This is a genomic window from Sphingobium sp. 22B (assembly GCF_001580035.1).
Classification (GTDB): domain Bacteria; phylum Pseudomonadota; class Alphaproteobacteria; order Sphingomonadales; family Sphingomonadaceae; genus Sphingobium; species Sphingobium fuliginis.
Genome location: NZ_LTAB01000001.1, coordinates 185,890 through 201,924 on the forward strand (window position 1 = coordinate 185,890; position 16,035 = coordinate 201,924).

General features: G+C 64.0%; 17 protein-coding genes. 4 read left to right on the top strand and 13 right to left on the bottom strand.

All coding sequences use genetic code 11. From position 1 onward, the window contains the following. Positions 1-2 precede the first annotated feature (2 nt). The 8 genes from A0J57_RS00850 to A0J57_RS00885 form a co-directional block, all read right to left on the bottom strand. Positions 3-584, bottom strand: coding sequence for a gamma carbonic anhydrase family protein (locus A0J57_RS00850; RefSeq protein WP_044662229.1), 582 nt, complete (start codon positions 582-584; stop codon positions 3-5). A gap of 4 nt (positions 585-588) precedes the next feature. Then, positions 589-1,509, bottom strand: coding sequence for a zinc-binding alcohol dehydrogenase family protein (locus A0J57_RS00855; RefSeq protein WP_044662230.1), 921 nt, complete (start codon positions 1,507-1,509; stop codon positions 589-591). A gap of 88 nt (positions 1,510-1,597) precedes the next feature. Next, positions 1,598-2,824 carry an acyl-CoA dehydrogenase family protein gene (locus A0J57_RS00860; protein WP_235600739.1) on the bottom strand — a complete coding sequence of 409 codons (1,227 nt, stop codon included), beginning with the start codon at positions 2,822-2,824 and terminating at the stop codon, positions 1,598-1,600. 4 nt (positions 2,825-2,828) lie between these two features. Then, positions 2,829-3,461, bottom strand: coding sequence for a TetR/AcrR family transcriptional regulator (locus A0J57_RS00865; protein WP_044662232.1), 633 nt, complete (start codon positions 3,459-3,461; stop codon positions 2,829-2,831). Further along, a complete protein-coding gene (locus A0J57_RS00870) occupies positions 3,458-4,270 on the bottom strand; it encodes an SDR family NAD(P)-dependent oxidoreductase (protein WP_044662233.1) in 813 nt (270 codons plus the stop codon). Before A0J57_RS00870 ends, A0J57_RS00865 begins: the two co-directional genes overlap by 4 nt. Beyond that, positions 4,267-5,436: an NAD(P)/FAD-dependent oxidoreductase gene (locus A0J57_RS00875; protein WP_044662234.1), complete on the bottom strand. Its 1,170-nt coding sequence runs from the start codon at positions 5,434-5,436 to the stop codon at positions 4,267-4,269. The genes A0J57_RS00870 and A0J57_RS00875 overlap by 4 nt, the downstream gene beginning before the upstream one ends. Before the next feature lie 14 nt (positions 5,437-5,450). Next, positions 5,451-6,026: a 3-phenylpropionate/cinnamic acid dioxygenase subunit beta gene (locus A0J57_RS00880; protein ID WP_044662235.1), complete on the bottom strand. Its 576-nt coding sequence runs from the start codon at positions 6,024-6,026 to the stop codon at positions 5,451-5,453. A 28-nt stretch (positions 6,027-6,054) separates the two neighbouring features. Further along, positions 6,055-7,440 carry an aromatic ring-hydroxylating dioxygenase subunit alpha gene (locus A0J57_RS00885; RefSeq protein WP_044662236.1) on the bottom strand — a complete coding sequence of 462 codons (1,386 nt, stop codon included), beginning with the start codon at positions 7,438-7,440 and terminating at the stop codon, positions 6,055-6,057. Positions 7,441-7,538: 98 nt separating this feature from the next. Between A0J57_RS00885 and A0J57_RS00890 the strand changes: the two genes are divergently transcribed. Continuing rightward, entirely contained in the window at positions 7,539-7,745 is a 207-nt protein-coding gene (locus tag A0J57_RS00890) for a ferredoxin (RefSeq protein ID WP_044662237.1), read from the top strand. A 113-nt stretch (positions 7,746-7,858) separates the two neighbouring features. Continuing rightward, positions 7,859-9,007 (top strand): NADH:flavin oxidoreductase, encoded by a 1,149-nt coding sequence (locus tag A0J57_RS00895; RefSeq protein ID WP_076605696.1) that lies wholly within the window; start codon positions 7,859-7,861, stop codon positions 9,005-9,007. Between the two features lie 30 nt (positions 9,008-9,037). On the opposite strand, the gene A0J57_RS00900 is transcribed toward A0J57_RS00895, so the two are convergent. The 5 genes from A0J57_RS00900 to A0J57_RS00920 all read right to left on the bottom strand — a co-directional run bounded on the left by A0J57_RS00900 (position 9,038) and on the right by A0J57_RS00920 (position 14,194). Then, positions 9,038-9,763: an SDR family oxidoreductase gene (locus A0J57_RS00900; RefSeq protein ID WP_044662239.1), complete on the bottom strand. Its 726-nt coding sequence runs from the start codon at positions 9,761-9,763 to the stop codon at positions 9,038-9,040. Positions 9,764-9,785: 22 nt separating this feature from the next. Then, positions 9,786-10,787, bottom strand: a complete 1,002-nt coding sequence (locus tag A0J57_RS00905; RefSeq protein WP_044662240.1) for an NADP-dependent oxidoreductase — start codon at positions 10,785-10,787, stop codon at positions 9,786-9,788. Continuing rightward, positions 10,780-11,223 (bottom strand): nuclear transport factor 2 family protein, encoded by a 444-nt coding sequence (locus A0J57_RS00910; RefSeq protein WP_044662241.1) that lies wholly within the window; start codon positions 11,221-11,223, stop codon positions 10,780-10,782. The genes A0J57_RS00905 and A0J57_RS00910 overlap by 8 nt, the downstream gene beginning before the upstream one ends. A gap of 141 nt (positions 11,224-11,364) precedes the next feature. Next, a complete protein-coding gene (locus tag A0J57_RS00915) occupies positions 11,365-13,701 on the bottom strand; it encodes a membrane-bound PQQ-dependent dehydrogenase, glucose/quinate/shikimate family (RefSeq protein ID WP_044662242.1) in 2,337 nt (778 codons plus the stop codon). Positions 13,702-13,738: 37 nt separating this feature from the next. Then, entirely contained in the window at positions 13,739-14,194 is a 456-nt protein-coding gene (locus A0J57_RS00920; protein ID WP_044662243.1) for a nuclear transport factor 2 family protein, read from the bottom strand. A gap of 160 nt (positions 14,195-14,354) precedes the next feature. Here A0J57_RS00920 and A0J57_RS00925 point away from each other — a divergent pair, with 160 nt between their 5' ends. Together A0J57_RS00925 and A0J57_RS00930 are read left to right on the top strand one after the other, a co-directional pair. Further along, on the top strand, positions 14,355-14,879 hold the full coding sequence (locus A0J57_RS00925) for an ester cyclase (protein ID WP_017180908.1): 525 nt from the start codon (positions 14,355-14,357) through the stop codon (positions 14,877-14,879). A gap of 85 nt (positions 14,880-14,964) precedes the next feature. Next, positions 14,965-16,023, top strand: coding sequence for a hypothetical protein (locus A0J57_RS00930; RefSeq protein WP_235600740.1), 1,059 nt, complete (start codon positions 14,965-14,967; stop codon positions 16,021-16,023). Positions 16,024-16,035: the final 12 nt, after the last annotated feature.

A 16,035-nucleotide genomic window follows, 5' to 3' on the forward strand; every position in this document is an offset into this window, starting at 1 on the left:
TCTTATCCTGTGGCCTCGCCTATGCCGCTGTCATCCCAGCCTGCAGCTTCGCGTGCAAGAATAGCATCGGCTTCGTCACCCAGCTTCGCCATGTCGGCATGCTCCCAGATGCGATGGGCGCCTGTGGCATAAGCGCGTCCATTGTCCCGATAGAGCAGCGCGTCGACGATGTTCGCGCGCAGCTTGTCGATGCGGCGGACGACACGGCCGGGCGTGCCGATAACAAGCGAATGGGGTGGAATCACGCTGTCGGGCGGCAGGAAACTGTGTCCGGCGACGATCGAGCCGCGCCCTATGACGCAGCGCTCCATGATGGTCGCGCCGATACCGATCAGGCAGGCAGGCTCTATGGTGCAGCCATGGACCACCGCGCGATGGCCGATGGTGCAATAATCGCCGATGATCGTGGGATCGTCCCAGCCGATATGGACCATCGCATGATCCTGTATGCTGGCGCAGCGCCCGATCGAGACATGCGCCCGTTCGGACCGGACGACGGCATAGGGCCAGAGGCTGCAATCGTCGCTCAGCCGCACATCGCCGAAAATGCGGACGGTAGGGTCGATAAAGGCAGGTGCGTCCATGGGATCAGCGGGTGATGACGATCTTGCCATGGGGACTGCCGGCCTGCGCCGCCCAGGCGTCGGCGGCATCGGCAAAGGCATAGCGTGTTGTGTCGACCGTCAGGCCCCGCGTCATCGCCATGGCGATCAGCCGGTCATAGGCGGCGCGGCGCTCGCTGGCGGGGCGTTGCCCGGTGCCGACGCCGATATGGCTGCGGAAGACGAGATCGCGCAGGGACAGCGTGACCGTCGGTCCGGCTTGCACGCCGATGCTCATCATGCGCGCGCCGGGCCGCGTGGCGCGCATCGCCGCTTGCGCGGGTGGACCATAGATGATGTCGAGCACGACGTCATAGCCGCGTTCCGAGACCGCTTTCAGCGCCGCCTCGTCATCGCCCTCGCCCAACAGGGCGATCGCATCGGCATGACCGGCGGCCTGCATGGCCTCCAGCCGTTCGCGGCTGCGCGCCGCCGCCACGACGCGGCCCGCGCCCAGCAGCCGGGCGACCTGCGCGCCGATCTGCCCGACCGGGCCGGTCGCGCCGAGAATGAGGACGGACTCGCCCTTCGCGATCCGCGCCTCTTCCAGAGGGATCAGCGCGCCGGTGCCGGAGATGGCGAGGGCGATCAGCTGGTCGTCGGAAAGGCCGTCCGGAGCAGGCCAGATTTCCTCCTCGGCCACCAGCGTGCGTTCCGCGATCGCGCCGAAGGGCGGCCTGCTATGGCCGAAGTAGACGCGGCTTCCATCATCCAGATGCCCGATACCCTCGCCGCCAGGCACATAGGGCGCGTCGACGGGACCGAAAAAGCCCTTCGCGCGCATGAGGTCGGTGGGCCCAATTCCGGCGGCGGCAACGTCGATGACGCGATAGCCGGGCTGCGCGGTCGGTTCGGGATGATCGGCCAGCGCGAAGCCGCCATCGCTGTCGATCAGGGCGGCCCGCATGGCATTCCCCTATTGTCGTGATGAATGCGGCCGGGCGGCGGAAAAGAGAGGGTCGCCCGCTGGGAAAGGGGCGACCCTTCTTTCGACCTCAATAGGCGCCGGGCGGCGAGATCGGATCGGCGCCGGTCAGATTCCGGCCATAGATCTCATAGCCGATGGTCGGGATATTCTGGATGTGCCGCAGCGCCATCGAAATGTCCCGCCAGTAGCGGTTGATCGGCTTATCCAGTGCGAAGCCCGAAGAACCGGCCTGGAACATCAGCGACTCGCTGGCGCCATGAACCAGTTCGATCATCTGCGCGCCGCCTGCGCGCTGCTTCGCCTTTTCCGCAAGGGTGAATTCTTCGCCCAGACCGACGCGATCCAGTTTGGCGGTCAGGTCGAACAGGATCAGCTTGGCGGTATCGATCATCGCCGCCGCTTCGCCCAGATCGCGCATATAGGCGCCTGACTTGGTGCGGGGGCCGATTATCGTCGTCAGCACCGGCTTCTTGGGCGACTCTGCGGTGACGATCTCCAACATGGCTTCGACCGCGCCGATCAGTTGCGCGATGCCCGTGGTGCGGACGACCGGGACGGCGGGCAGCAGATCGGAGGGCGCGCCGAAATGGCGCTTGGTCCGGTCGATCTGGCCGGCGCGTTCATCCATCAGCACCATCTGGGCTTCGGGAATGAAGACATCCTTGGCGACCGCCGTGTCGGACCCGGTGCCCTGCATGCCGGAAACGAACCAGGTGTCCTGGATGGTCATGCTGTCCATTGGCAGATAGCACATGCTGATGCCAGGGACGACCGGGCCGTCATAGCCCTCAAGCACGACGCCCTGCTGCGCCCAGTTCGACTGCCGCGACCCTGACATATAGGGCCATGTGCCATTGATGATCCAGCCGCCGTCGACCTTGCGGGCCTTGCCGGGCGGGTTGTAGGCGCCACAGACCGCCTGGGGACCGTCGCCGAACACAGCCTCCTGCACGCCATCGGGCGCAAGGCTGGTGATCCAGCTTGTGCCGTTGATGATCTGGATCACCCAGCTGATCGCGGGATCGCCCTTGGCGACCTCCATCTGCACCCGGCAGAAATCCGTAGGGGAAAGGCCCATGCCGCCCAGCCGTTGCGGCAGCAGCATGCGCAGGAATCCCTCTTCCTTCAGCATCTTGTCGACGGCGGGCGTAGGGCTGCGCCGCTTTTCGCCCTCGGGCGCTTCGGCCTGCAGGAAGGCGCGAAAGCTGCGCGCCTTTTCCACCATCGCGTCGGCGACGGCCTTTTCGGCGAAGCCGCACTGGATTTCATTATCCACCTTGGGGGCAGTAGCCATCAGTTCATCCTTTCTTATGTTCGCTATGGTGTGCGGCGATCTGCAATGCCCAGTCGCACAATCGATCGGGGGCGCTGTTCCAGATGGCCAGCCAATCCGGGGTGGCGGGAATGATGAGCGTGCTCAGTTGCAGGCGGACCATGGTGTCGCAGAAGGCGTCCCGGTTGATCCGTTGGCCGATCAGGCTTTCGAAATGGTCGAAGACGGGCTCTAGCGCACGCTGGACGGCGGCCTTGTGCCGGCCGAAATGATTGCGCAGGAAATTGAGATGGAAGGCCGGTTCGACCTCGAAAATGCCTTCGGGCGAACGCTCGATCGTGAAGCGGCTGTAAAAGCGCATCACCGCGCGGAAGCGTTCGATTGGTTCGGCAATGCCTTCGCCCGATTCGACAATGCCTTTTTCGAAGCTGCTGCAAACATATTCGCTGAAGGCCGCCAGCACTTCTTCCTTGGACGCGAAATAACGGTAGAGCGTGCCGCGCGAAACGCCGCTGCTTTCGCTGATGTCGCTCATCGACAGGCGCCGCGCGCCGATGGAGTTGATCGCGCGCAACGTGCCGTCCATGATCTTCTGGACGCTGCCGGACTGATCCGTCGCGACGATTTCACTCCAGTCGGTGTGCGGCATCAATTTCATGTCTGGGCTTCCATCTCGGCGAGGTTGTGCGGAACGCTGACATAGCCTGGTAGATGCTGACCGCCATCCACATTGATCAGCTCGCCATTGACGAAGCGCGACATCTCGGACGCTAGGAACAGGACGACCGGGCCGATGTCCTTTTCGGGATCGCCCGCGCGTTTGAGCGGGTTGCTGGCTGTCGCCATCTCAAGGAAGCCGGGGACGTTTTCCGCGAGGTCTGCAAACACCTGCCCCATACCGGTCGGCGCGATGGCGTTGGTGCGGATGTTGAAGCGTCCCCATTCGACCGCGGCGGTCCGGGTAAGCCCCAGGATCGCACCCTTGTTCATATTATAGTCGGCGTGGAGCCAGGCGCCGGTCTGAGCGTCGATCGAATAGAAGTTGATGATTGAACCTCCACCGCGCGCCTTCATATGCGGGAAGGCGGCGCGCATGGCCCACCAGCTGCCCCAGGTGCCGATCTCCAGCGTCCGCTGGAGCATCTCATCCGTCTTCTGTTCGAGGAGGACGTTGGGCGAAAGCTGCGACGCGTTGTTGACCAATATGTCCAGCCCGCCAAATTCGCTGACGGCGCGCTCGATCATCGCCTCTACTTCGGTCTTGACGCCCATGTCGGCGGACATGCCGACGGCGCGGACGCCGAAGCTTTGCGTGATGTCCGCGGCGACCGTTTCAGCGGCGGCGCCATCCCGGCCGGTGATCAGGAGATGCGCGCCCGCCTGTGCAAGGCAGCGGGAAATCCCGTAACCCAGCCCCTTCGCGCCGCCGGTGACGATCGCGACCTTGTCCTTCACCAGTCCCGTCACGCTGCCACTCCTGTCATCTGCTCGCTCAGGGCACGGTCCATGTCCATGCGGTCCTGGCAATAGTCTTTCGTGAAAACATAGCCGCGGATCGCTCCGTCCGCGTCGTGATAATGATATTTCAGCCCGCGCTCGTCATTGGCGACTTCCTGCCATTGCCCGTCCACGCCGACAGGCGCGGGCAGCAGGACGACAGGATAGGCGGTCGTCTTGACCTGGACCGACAGCGGCGGGAAGCGGATGTCCGTCGGCGTGCCCAACGCACCGGGCGCGATGGCGCGGGCCGCCGCCATGATCGGGGTGACATAGGCCGCCAATCCCTGCGGATATTCGGCGCAATCGCCGATGGCATAAATGGCGGGATCGCTGGTGCGGCCGGTCTGATCGACCTTGATGCCGCGCGCGACCTCCAGCCCGGCCTCCTGCGCAAGCGCGATATGCGGGCGCAACCCGACGGCGGACAGAACAGCCGCCGCCTCGATCACCAGGCCGTCGTCCAGTTCGGCCCGGATGCCGCTGTCGCCCTTGTGGATGGCCAACACCTTGCGGCCCAGATGCCATTCCACGCCCTTTTCGGCCAGCGCGTCCCGGATCATCTGGCCGACGCCCGGCGGCACGAGTTGGGCGAGGGGGTGGCCAAGCATGTCGACGACCACCGGCCGATATCCGCTGGCCGACAGATCGTTGGCGAATTCGGTGCCGACAAGGCCTCCGCCCATGACCAGCACGCGGGCGCCGTCCGGCAATTTTTCCCGGAACTCGCGATAATTGTCGAGATTGTTGACCGCGAGCGCGCGGTGCGCGGCGTCCCCATCGATCGGCGGGCGAACCGGATCGGCGCCCAACGCCAGCACCAGCCGATCGTAGAAGATCGGCCCGCCGGTCGTCAGAACGGCCTTGTCCTGCCGGTCGATCGCTTCGACGATACGGCCGGCCCGAAGGTCGAGCTTCAACTGCGCGACCATCTTTTCCGCCGGCGTGGTGATCAGCGTATCGGCCACCTTGCCCTTGGCGAGTGCGGTCGACAAAGCGGGCTTGGAGTAGAAATGCCCGTCATCCTGCGTGACCAGCGTCAGCCGGGCGTCCGGCGCAAGCTTGCGAAGCTCACGCAGAACGCCATAGCCGGCAAGGCCGCTGCCGACGACCACGATATGCGGGGTTCCCGTCACCTAAGCCGCTCCGGTCAGAGGAAGATGGCGAAGTTGGACATGCCCAGCGTCGACTGGTCGACGATGATTTCACGGCTGGCCAGCTTGTACGCGCCGTCAACCAGCCGCCAGATGTCGCGGCGTTCGGCGCTGATCGTCTCGTTCTCCGGATTGTCCAGGCGGCTGCGCTCGACATAGAGGTAGCTCACCACCTCGTATTCGCCAGCCGTTTCGCTCTCGGCGATGCGGACATTGGTGACGAAGCGGCGCGTGCGGGATGGTGGATCTTCGGCCCAGGCGCTCTTCGCCAGGCGACCGGTCCGCATCAGGATCGAACCGTAATTCTCGTCGAAATGCTTCATCGTGCGCACCACGTCGCGGTCCTTGTTCGGGCCGTTGCGGGTGAGGCGAAGGGGAGCGGTGTAGCTCAGATCCTGTTCCAGATAGGCCACCCAGTCGTCGAACCGGCGTTCGTCGAGCGCGGCGGCTTCGTCATAGAGGGTTTCGAGCAGGCGGTTATAGACTTCCGACCCGAGCGGCACCCGCTTGGTGGAGACAAGACCGCGCAGCACGCTGGTCTTGTCGATGGCGGCGGTCGCGTAGTTCACCATGATATCTGTCCTCTCTCGTCGCGACGGCTCAGGCTTCGGCCATCAGATTGTAATAGGCCATCCACCAGGCCCATTGCGTGTCGTCCTTGGTGAAGCCGGGATAGAGATCGCCCCCGCCGACCCATCCTTCGGGACGCTCATGGCCGTGCAGCGCCTGATATTTGAGCGTGACGGTCTTGCTCATATGACCACGCGAGTTGCGCATGATCTGCGGCCAGGTGTCGGCGTCGTCCTGCTCGATCGTGCCCGACGTGCCGGTCGACCAGATGGCGTTCTGGAGCATGTCGCGCTTCACATCTTCCGGCGCATCCTTTTCCGCGAAGATGAAGTTCACGAACTCCACCTTGTCCGGCCCCTTGGGCACATAGGTGTGCAACGACAGAGCGCCCGACGCGCCGCCATCCGTGCGGGGGGCGAAGATGAAGGCTATCAGAATGTTCGGGAACATGCCGCCGACCTGGGGCGGGATGTTGGCCAACTGCTTGACCTGGTCCTCCGACAGATTCTTGAACAGCTGCGGGATCAATTCCTTGGTGATGCCCGGTGGCGGCAGCAGATGGAGCCGTTCCTCCGTCGTTTTTCCTTCGAAGCTGACGTCGGCGAACATCTTGAAGGTCTGCGCCGCCTCCAGGCAACGCAGCGTGTGACCCTGCGGCACCGAAAGGTCGACGCCATACATGCCCGGCGCGGTGTCGTAGATCGACTCGGCCGTGCCGCCCATGATGCCGCCTTCCATCAGCGAACGATGCAGGGTCAGGGTATGGAAGCCGTCCGATCCGGACTGTTCGCCGGGAATCTTCCAGTTGCACGGCAGCACGAAACGCTGCGGCGGGCCAAGCATCTCAAGACCATTGTCTGTCCGGCAGAAAAGCTGATCGAGGTAGAATTTGGCATCGCCCAGATAATCCTCGAACGACAGATCCTTGTTCCAGGTGGCGAAGATCAGGCCGCCATAGAGATGGACCCGGGCCTTTTTGAGTCCCAGTTCATCCTTGGAGCGCTTGTTGCCGTGCATCTGCTCCTTTTCGATTGGGGCGCCGATGAAGCTGCCGTCCGAGCGGAAGGCCCAGCCATGGTAGATGCAGCGATGAGCGTGGGCATTGCCCGCTTCGGCCGTGCAGACCTTCATGCCGCGATGGGGGCAGACGTTCAGCATGACGTGGATTTCGCCGCTGCGGTCGCGCGAGACGATCACATTGTCTTCGGCCATGTCGCGCATGACATAGTCGCCGGCCTTGGGAATTTCCGATTCATGGCCAAGGAGCAGCCAGGTGCGGGCGAACACCCGCTCCATCTCCAGCTCATACAGCTCCTTGTCATTCATCACGCGCAGCGACACCTCGTTCATGTCGCGGTTGATGAGATCGTCAAGCGTCGTTCCGTCGCTCAGCGTCAGCCCGGCATTGTGCAGCATCTTGCTCTCCTGGAGAATTTCCTTGATTGAGTCGTGTTATACATATTGAACTAAATCTGTTCAAGGTGTAATGTGAGCCAAGAAGAAGGAGAGGCTGGATGAGCCAGAAACTGAAAGTGGTGATCGATAAGGCGGCATGCTGCGGTTATGGCGTGTGCGCCGAAATTTGCCCCCAAGTGTACAAGCTTGACGCCAATGGCATCGTGTATGTCGACGACGAAATCGTTCCCGAAGGACTGGAGGAGCAGGCCCGGGAAGGCGCCGAGGCCTGTCCGCAGTCCGCCCTTGCCGTCGGAGCCGCCTGAGTCGACCCGAGCATGCGCGGGTCCTGGGTGCGGATGTCCTGTCACAGGATAGGTTTTCGGCGCCCGTCCCCTGATGCACGGTCTTTTGACAGGCAGAGGAGAGGATCGCTTTGATGGGGCAGGCCGAGATTTTATACACACCGTTCACAATGGGCTCGCTGCACCTGCGCAACCGGTTCGTGATGGCGCCGATGACGCGCAATTTCTCGCCGGGCGGCATCCCCTCGGACGGTGTGGCGGGCTATTATCGACGACGGGCCGAAGCCGATGTGGGCCTGATCATTACCGAAGGGGTGGGCGTGGACCATCCCGCCGCCGTGGGACGTGAAACCATGGGGGGTGGCGCTTCGCCCGTCCTGCATGGCGACGAAGCGCTCGCGCGCTGGCGCACCATCGTGGACGGCGTGCATGCGGCGGGCGGCCTCATCATCCCTCAGCTGTGGCATCAGGGCGTCATACGCGTGCCGGGCACGGGCTATCATCCCGATGCGCCCTCGGCGCGACCCTCGGGCATTTGGGGGCCGACCGACAAGGCGATGGTCTCTCCCGACTATCTGGAACAGGTGCGCACGCCCACCGCCCCGCTGACCGACAGCGAGATCGGCGACCTGATTGCCGCCTTCGCCCGCAGCGCGGCCAATGCGAAGGCGGTGGGCTTTGATGGCGTGGCCCTGCATGGCGCGCATGGCTATCTGATCGACAGTTTCCTGTGGCGCCATACCAATGTGCGGGACGACCGCTGGGGCGGCGGGATCGCTGAGCGCGCGCGCTTCGCGGTCGAACTGATGCGGGCGATCCGGGCCGTGACCGCCCCCGACTTTCCGGTCATCTTCCGCTTCTCCCAGTGGAAGCTGCAGGATTATGACGCGCGCAATGCGGAGACGCCGGCGGAACTGGAAGCGATGCTCGCTCCGCTCGTTGAGGCGGGGGTGGATATATTCGACGCCAGCACCCGCATTTTCACGGCGCCGGCCTTCGAAGGTTCCGACATGGGGCTGGCGGGCTGGATCAGGAAGCTGACTGGCAAGCCGACCATAGCGGTCGGCGGCGTGGGCCTCAGCAAGGATCTGCAATCCTCCTTCGCGCAGCCGACCGTCATGACCGACAATCTGGCGCTGGTGGCCGACAGGATGGCGCGGGGCGAATTCGACCTGATCGCGGTCGGCCGCGCCCTCCTGATGGACGCGCAATGGGTGGCGAAGATGCGCGATGGCGGCGCGGTCAATCCGTTCCGGCTGGACGCCTACGCCACGCTTGACTGATGACAGGACGCTCCGGCACAGGCCGGGGCGTCAATGACTGTCCGCTGCGGCATAGACCTGGATGCGCGCGATATTGGTGCGTTCGGACTGTTGCGCGATGACGGCGACGGCTTCCGCAATGTCGCGGGGTTGCATCGGCGGGATGAAGCTGTCCCAGGACGGTTGCCCCCTGGCCTTCATATCCTCGAAAATCTCGGTGCTGGTCGTGCCCGGCGCAACGATCCCTACCTTGACGCCCGATCCGGCAAGCTCGACGCGAAGACAGTCGGTAAAGGCCTCCAGCGCGCGCTTGAGGCCGCCATAGACGCCCACGCCGGGGGCGGTGATGTTCGCGCCGATGCTGGATATGTTGATGATCTGCCCTCTTCCGGCCGCCTTCATTGTCCGCGCGAAAAGGGTGCTGGCGCGCACCACTGCCTCATAGTTGATCGCGATCATAGGGCGGAGTTGGTCGAGGTCGAATGCGTCGATCGGCGCAGCATGCAGCATACCGGCATTGTTGACCAATATGTCGGCCCGGCTGAAGTGACCCAAGACGAAATCATGCAGCCTTTGCGGCGCGTCAGGATCCGCCATATCTGCTGCGTAGGCCGTGCTGCCACGGCCCAGTTCATCGGCCAGTGCGGTGAGGCGGTCGGCGCGGCGGGCGACCAGCACCAGGGTTGCGCCCGCTTCAGCAAGCGCACGGGCGCTGGCAGCGCCGATGCCCGACGATGCGCCGGTAACGATGGCGATTTGCCCTTCCAGAGACTCCATGACGTTATGTCCTCTTCCCAGATCAGACGAGACGGATGAGCCGCTTGCCGTCATTTTCGCCGCGATAAAGACCGGCGAGCGCGTCGGGGCAGGCCTCGATCCCCTCCAGTATGTCCTCGCGCCAGGTGAGGTGGCCCTGCGCGATCCATGTCCGCAATTGTGCCGTCGCTTCGGCATAGCGATCGAGATGGTCGAAGATGACGAAGCCCTCCATGCGGGCGCGCTTGACCAGCAGATGCCGTTCGACGCGCGGCCCCATAGGCCATGGATCCCAGCGGTCGATCGATGCCGTTCCGCACACTATGACGCGCCCGCGTTGGGCCAGATGCGGCAGAACCGAGTCGCTGATCGCCCCTGCGACATTGTCGAAATAAATGTCGATTCCCTCCGGGGCATGTTCGGCGATCGCCGCGCTTATGTTCCCGGCCCGATAATCGATGGCGCGGTCATAGCCATATTCCTCCACGCAGCGCCGCACCTTGGTCGGCCCGCCCGCGATGCCGATCGTGCGGCAACCAAGGATGTGGGCGATCTGGCCGACGGCCGAACCGACGGCACCGGCCGCCGTGGATACCGCGATGGTCTCGCCTGCGCGGGGCTGGCCGACCAGTGTGAGCGCGAGATAGGCCGTCATGCCGTTGATGCCCAGAATGCCTAGCGACGCCCGCATCTCGGCCGCGGTGGTGCGCTGCACGACCTCATCGGCTGGGACACAGGCGTAATCCTGCCAGCCGAACCAGCCGGACACATACTCGCCGACAGCATAGTCGGGATGTGCAGAGGCCACCACCTCGCCCGACGCCAGGCTGCGCATGACCGAGCCGATGGCGACGGGCACGGCATAATTGCCCGCATCGGCGATCCAGCCGCGCATGGCGGGTTCGATCGAGAGATAATGATTGCGCACCAGTATCTGGCCCGGCGCGGGCTGTTGGATCGGCGCATGCCCGATCGCGAAATTTTCCGCCTGCGCGATTCCCGCCGGACGCGACGTCAACAGGACCTGACGGTTGAGATCAGTCATCCAGCCCTGCCTTGACCATGGTGAACTTTCGACGGGAAATCTTCCAGCCGTCCGATGTGCGGACCAGGCAATCGTCATAATAGCCGGCCGCGCGATGGGTGACGCCGCCTTGGGCCGCCTCCGGCAGGATTGCGTCGACATAGCTGCGCGCGTGCACCTGGTCGTCGCGCTTCTCTATCACGATATTGGTGATGCGGTGCAGCGTCGGCCCCATGTGGCGGTGCGCATCGGCCATATATTCGGCGATTTCACGCGGCCCGCGCCAATGTCCGAAGCTGCCGTAATCGGTCTCGCAATCCTGGGCGAAGCAGGTCCGGAAAAGCGGCCAGTCCCGCGTGTCGATGCTGGTGGCGTAACGCAGCAGCACATGTTTGATCTCGCGTTCATCGTCGGCGCCGACGGGCAAGCGTCTCACCAGACCGCCATGTGCAGACATGTTTTCCTCCCCTTGTTTCCCGAAGAAACATAAAGCCCCTTAGGCCAATCTTGCCCGCCAAAGGATAGGATCGGGCGGCATCTTCCCGCGACTCGTCGCGTTTACTTGGCTAGTGCTGAGGCGCCCGTTTCTCGCTCCCCGCTATTGCTTGGGCAGGGCATAGGCGATCAACGCATCGCTCGCACCTGACAGCATGGCGCCGTGTCCGCCCGAGGCGATCACCACGAACTGGCGTCCGCTGGCATTCGACCAATAGGTGGTGGGGGAGGCGTTGCCACCCGCCGGCAAGCGCGCCTTCCACAGCAACCGGCCGGTCGTGGTTTCATAGGCGCGGAACATATGCTCCTGCGTCGCACCGATGAAGGTGAGGCCGCTCGCGGTCGCCACCGATCCGCCGATATTGGGCACACCCATGGGAATCGGCACGAAGGTCGGCAGGGCCAGCGGGCCGCTGTCGCGCGAGGTGCCGAACAGTCGGCTCCACACCAGCTTGCCGGTCTTCAGGTCTACCGCGTTGATTCGGCCATAGGGGGGCTGCTGGCACGGAATGGCGAGGGGGGAGAGGAAGGGCGCGATATGGGCGGCATAGGCCACGCCCATCTGGGCGACGGGGCCACCGACATCGCTCATATGGGCGGCGGTCATCGGCCTGATGCCCTGCCGGTCCGCAACGGCGCGGGGGATCAGGCGGTTATAGTTGCCGACCTGATTGTTGTTGACGATCATCAGGCCGCGCCCGGGATCGACCGATACGCCGCCCCAGTCGATGCCGCCCAGATAGCCGGGCCAGGTGAGGGTTGGATGCTCGGTGGACAGCGGGGTCATGTCCCCGTCGAAGCGGGCCTGGCGGAAGCGGATGCGGCACATCGCCTGGTCGATCGGTGTCAGGCCCCACATGCCCTTTTCCGTCGGACGCGGACCGCCGAAACTGGGCATGCCGACCGAATAGGGCTGGGTTTTCGAAAGGCGTTCGCCGGGAACGGCGCCCTGCGGGACGGGGCGTTCCTCCACCGGCAGAATGGGCTTGCCAGTCGCCCGGTCGAGGAAGAAAATCTCCCCACGCTTGGTCGGCTGGAGCAGGCCGCGCACGCCGCCCGGGAGGTCGACCAGCGTGGGCTGGGCGGGCACGTCATAGTCCCACAGGTCATGATGGGTCGTCTGGAAGGACCAGCGCACCGCCCCGCTTTCCGCGTCGAGCGCCAGCACGGCGCTGGAATAGCGATCGTCATTGGCGGTGCGATGTCCCCCGAAATAGTCGGGCGTAGCGTTCCCCGTGGGCACATAGACGAGGCCCAGCCTGTCGTCTGAACTCATCGGCGCCCAGCTATTGGGTGTGCCCGGCGTGAAGACGCCGCCGGGCGGCGGCGGGCCGTGATCGTCGGGGCGGCCGATGTCGAAGGCCCAGGAAAAATCGCCCGTGACGGCATCGAACGCCCGGATCACGCCCGAAGGCTCCCGGATTTTCTGACCATCCATCACCCAGCCGCCCAGGACGAGGCGGCCGCGCACGAGGGCGGGGGGCGAGGTGACGAAATAATAGCCCTTGTCGATCGTGCCCAGTCCCGTTTTCAGATCGACCTGTCCGCCCTGCCCGAAGCCGGGGCATAGCCTGCCGGTGGCGGCATCGAGTGCGATCAGCCGCGCGTCGAGTGTCGCGGTGTAGATGCGTTCGGCGCAGTCGCCCTGGGCTTGCGGGATGCGATAATAAGTGACGCCGCGGCAGACGAGGCCATAGACGCCGGCCAGATCGGTCTTGGGCTGGTGCCGCCATAATTGTCGGCCCGTTTCGGGGTCGAGCGCGATCACATCATTATTGCCCGCGCACAGGAAAAGGCGATTGCCCACTTTGAGCGGATTGGCCTGAAAGGCGGTGCCTTGCTTGCCGTCTGTCAGCTTGCCGGTGTGGTAGGTCCACGCCCTTTCCAGATTGCCGACATTCGCGGGCGTGATCTGCGCAAGTGGCGAGTAGCGCGACCCGCCCCGGTCGTTGCCATAGGCGACCCAGTCGCCATCGGCTGCTCGTGCAGGTGCGGCGCCCCAGAGCGTGCTGGGCGCTGACGGCGAACGATCCGCCCAGAAAGCGCTGCCGATGCCGCCTATGACGAGCAGGAGAAGAGCCGGCCACAGCGCGCGGGCGGCGGGCAGGGGACGGCCAAGCCCGACATGCTGCCGATAAAAGGGGGTGAGCATGTAGAAGCCCATGGCGACGGGCATGGCCAACCGAGGCGCCAGCGCCCAGCCGTCCAGTCCAACTTCCCAGAGCGACCAGCCCAGATTGGCGACGAGAAAGGTCCAAAAGAGGGTGATCGAGAGCGGCGAACGACGCCAGCCGAGAAACGCGGTGACCGTCATGACGAGGCCGGACACGCAATACCAGATCGACCCGCCGAGCAGCGCGAGCTGCCCGCCAAGCCAGAGCAGCGACAGGCCCGCGAGGAGCAGAACCAGAACGAACAGCATGTTCAGAAAGCGGCGCATCGGCTCCCCTCGAAATCCCAAAAGGCTTGGAAAGCAATCAGGCGGGCAATTGGGCCGCGAGCCAGTCCGGCACATTGATCCGGTAGCACTTCTGTTCATAGAGGCGGCTGATCTTCCAGCCCTGCGCGGTGCGGACGAATTCATGATGATACCAGAGACCGAAGACCAAAGTATCGGTCATTTCGCCATTGCTGACCGTCATCGGATTGTAGCAGGCGGTTTTGGTCTTCGCCCGGTCGCCCGTGATCTGATATTGGGTGGTGGACACGGCATGTTGAAAGGCCAGGATCGGCGTCAGGCTTGCAGAGAGAAATGCCTTGATTTCCGCAAGGCTTCCGACCACGCCCACCATTTCGGAATAGTCGATCACCGCATCGTCGGTAAAATAGCGGTCCAGCGCGTCCCAGTCGCGCGTATCCACTGCGTAGCAATAGCCTACGATCAGGTCCTGAATTTCGAACCGGTCCGACATCTCCTGCAGGGTCAGTGTCATGGCCTCTCCTCCGTCTCACTCATTCTATAGAATCTCCGCTGGCACAGAGGAGGAGGTTCGCCGCCTTCCATTAGGTAGGTGCCGAGCGCGGTGGCTATGGGGAAGAAACCACAGCCCTCGGGACCGATCCCGCGGACCGTTTTTGATCAAGGAGACTATTATGGGCCTCGCCCCGTTCACGGAAGCCGATTTCGTCCTGTCCAAGGAGAAGCGGGCAGACATCACAGCCGGGCTGACCGAGCGGCAGGCGTTCATGGTCAATCACTGGATGGACCTGCATGAAGTCATCAATCGCGGCGATTGGGACGGAATGGACGCATTCTTCAATACCGACACGATGACCTACGACAACCCGAACCGGCCCGACCTTGGCACCTATCATGTGTGGAAGACCTCGCCGCAGGGCCTCTACAAGACCTTCCCGCCCAGCATCTATCGCACGCTGAAGGCCTGGGGCCGCGGCGAGGACGAGATCTGCGTACTGTGCCATCATCATGGCAAACATACCGGCGGTCCCTATATGGGCGTTCAACCCACCGGCAACGACCTCAACGTCCTGTGGTTCTCGTGGCTGCGCTTCCGGGGCGACAAGATCGATCATATCTATTCGATCTCCGACGTGCTGACGATGCTGAAGGATCTGGAAGTCATCGACGTTCCCCAGCCCGTCGACCCCTATAAGTGACCGACAGGCCGGACCGGCGCGGCGAGGGCGCGCCGGTCCGGCGAAGGAGGGCGTCGGTGTTTGGAATGGAAGGATGAGCAAGGGCATGAAGCGCTCAGTCGAACTGAAGATCGATGTCAGCGAGGCGGCGGCCCTCGGCATTGCCGCCCATGTGGCGATCACGGTTCATCTTCCGGATATGACGGCATTGGCCAATCCCACGACCGTCTGCTTCGCTTTTCCCGGCGGGGGCTATTGCCGGCGCTATTACAGCTTCGACATGCCGGATGGGTCGGGCGGCGGGGAAGCGGGTTTCCATTGCAAGCGCGGATGGATTTTTGTCGCCTGCGATCATCTGGGATTTGGCGAGTCCACCATCCCGGAAGGCAATGCCCTCAATCTCGATAATGTGGCGGCGGCCAACGACGCGATGGTGCGCCAGGTCATGGCCCGGCTGGAAGCGGGCACGCTCGTCGATGGACTGGACCCGATCGTCGACGCCACATGCCTTGGCATAGGCCAGTCGATGGGCGGATGCTTCACGGTCGTCGCGCAGGGCAATCACCAGACATTCCACGGCATCGGCGTGCTGGGCTATAGCGGCGTCCATACTGTCGTGCCGACCCGGCCGCGCCAGCCGCCCGCCGCGTGGCCCTGGATTTCGCGCCGTTCATCGCTCGATGCCCCGCATGTCCTGAACGCGGCGGCGCTGGCTCAAGCTCCGGGCGTGAAGCTGGGCGACGCCGAAGCGCTCCAGGCGGCGGCAAGGGCAGGCGAGCATCCTTTCCAATGGTCCTTCCACCATGATGACGAGCCTGCGGATATCGTCACGCTCGACATGATGGCGTCCGCAGGACTGGTCGATCCGCTGCCCGAATGGCGTTCGGCGACCACGCCGCCTTGCGGCGTATATATGGTCGCGCCGGGCGCGGTGGCGCTCGAAGCAGCGGTCGTACGCGTCCCCGTGCTGATCGCGGTGGGCGAGCGCGACGTTGTCCCGGATCCATTGGGCGAGCCCCGGGCCTATAAAAGCGCGGAAGACATCCAGCTCTTCATTTGTCCCCGGATGGCGCACATGCATAATTTCGCGCCGACCCGCGTCCGCTTCTGGGAGCGCATTCACAATTGGGGCGATGGCGTCGCGGCGCAGCGGCGGCTGGGTTGAGCGCGGCCGTTG

Excerpts from the sequence above, each read along its gene's own strand:
- A0J57_RS00850 (WP_044662229.1), bottom strand. The coding sequence starts at position 584 with ATGGACGCACCTGCCTTTATCGACCCTACCGTCCGCATTTTCGGCGAT.
- A0J57_RS00855 (WP_044662230.1), bottom strand. The coding sequence starts at position 1,509 with ATGCGGGCCGCCCTGATCGACAGCGATGGCGGCTTCGCGCTGGCCGAT.
- A0J57_RS00860 (WP_235600739.1), bottom strand. The coding sequence starts at position 2,824 with ATGGCTACTGCCCCCAAGGTGGATAATGAAATCCAGTGCGGCTTCGCC.
- A0J57_RS00865 (WP_044662232.1), bottom strand. The coding sequence starts at position 3,461 with ATGAAATTGATGCCGCACACCGACTGGAGTGAAATCGTCGCGACGGAT.
- A0J57_RS00880 (WP_044662235.1), bottom strand. The coding sequence starts at position 6,026 with ATGGTGAACTACGCGACCGCCGCCATCGACAAGACCAGCGTGCTGCGC.
- A0J57_RS00885 (WP_044662236.1), bottom strand. The coding sequence starts at position 7,440 with ATGCTGCACAATGCCGGGCTGACGCTGAGCGACGGAACGACGCTTGAC.
- A0J57_RS00890 (WP_044662237.1), top strand. The coding sequence starts at position 7,539 with ATGAGCCAGAAACTGAAAGTGGTGATCGATAAGGCGGCATGCTGCGGT.
- A0J57_RS00895 (WP_076605696.1), top strand. The coding sequence starts at position 7,859 with ATGGGGCAGGCCGAGATTTTATACACACCGTTCACAATGGGCTCGCTG.
- A0J57_RS00900 (WP_044662239.1), bottom strand. The coding sequence starts at position 9,763 with ATGGAGTCTCTGGAAGGGCAAATCGCCATCGTTACCGGCGCATCGTCG.
- A0J57_RS00905 (WP_044662240.1), bottom strand. The coding sequence starts at position 10,787 with ATGACTGATCTCAACCGTCAGGTCCTGTTGACGTCGCGTCCGGCGGGA.
- A0J57_RS00910 (WP_044662241.1), bottom strand. The coding sequence starts at position 11,223 with ATGTCTGCACATGGCGGTCTGGTGAGACGCTTGCCCGTCGGCGCCGAC.
- A0J57_RS00915 (WP_044662242.1), bottom strand. The coding sequence starts at position 13,701 with ATGCGCCGCTTTCTGAACATGCTGTTCGTTCTGGTTCTGCTCCTCGCG.
- A0J57_RS00920 (WP_044662243.1), bottom strand. The coding sequence starts at position 14,194 with ATGACACTGACCCTGCAGGAGATGTCGGACCGGTTCGAAATTCAGGAC.
- A0J57_RS00925 (WP_017180908.1), top strand. The coding sequence starts at position 14,355 with ATGGGCCTCGCCCCGTTCACGGAAGCCGATTTCGTCCTGTCCAAGGAG.
- A0J57_RS00930 (WP_235600740.1), top strand. The coding sequence starts at position 14,965 with ATGAAGCGCTCAGTCGAACTGAAGATCGATGTCAGCGAGGCGGCGGCC.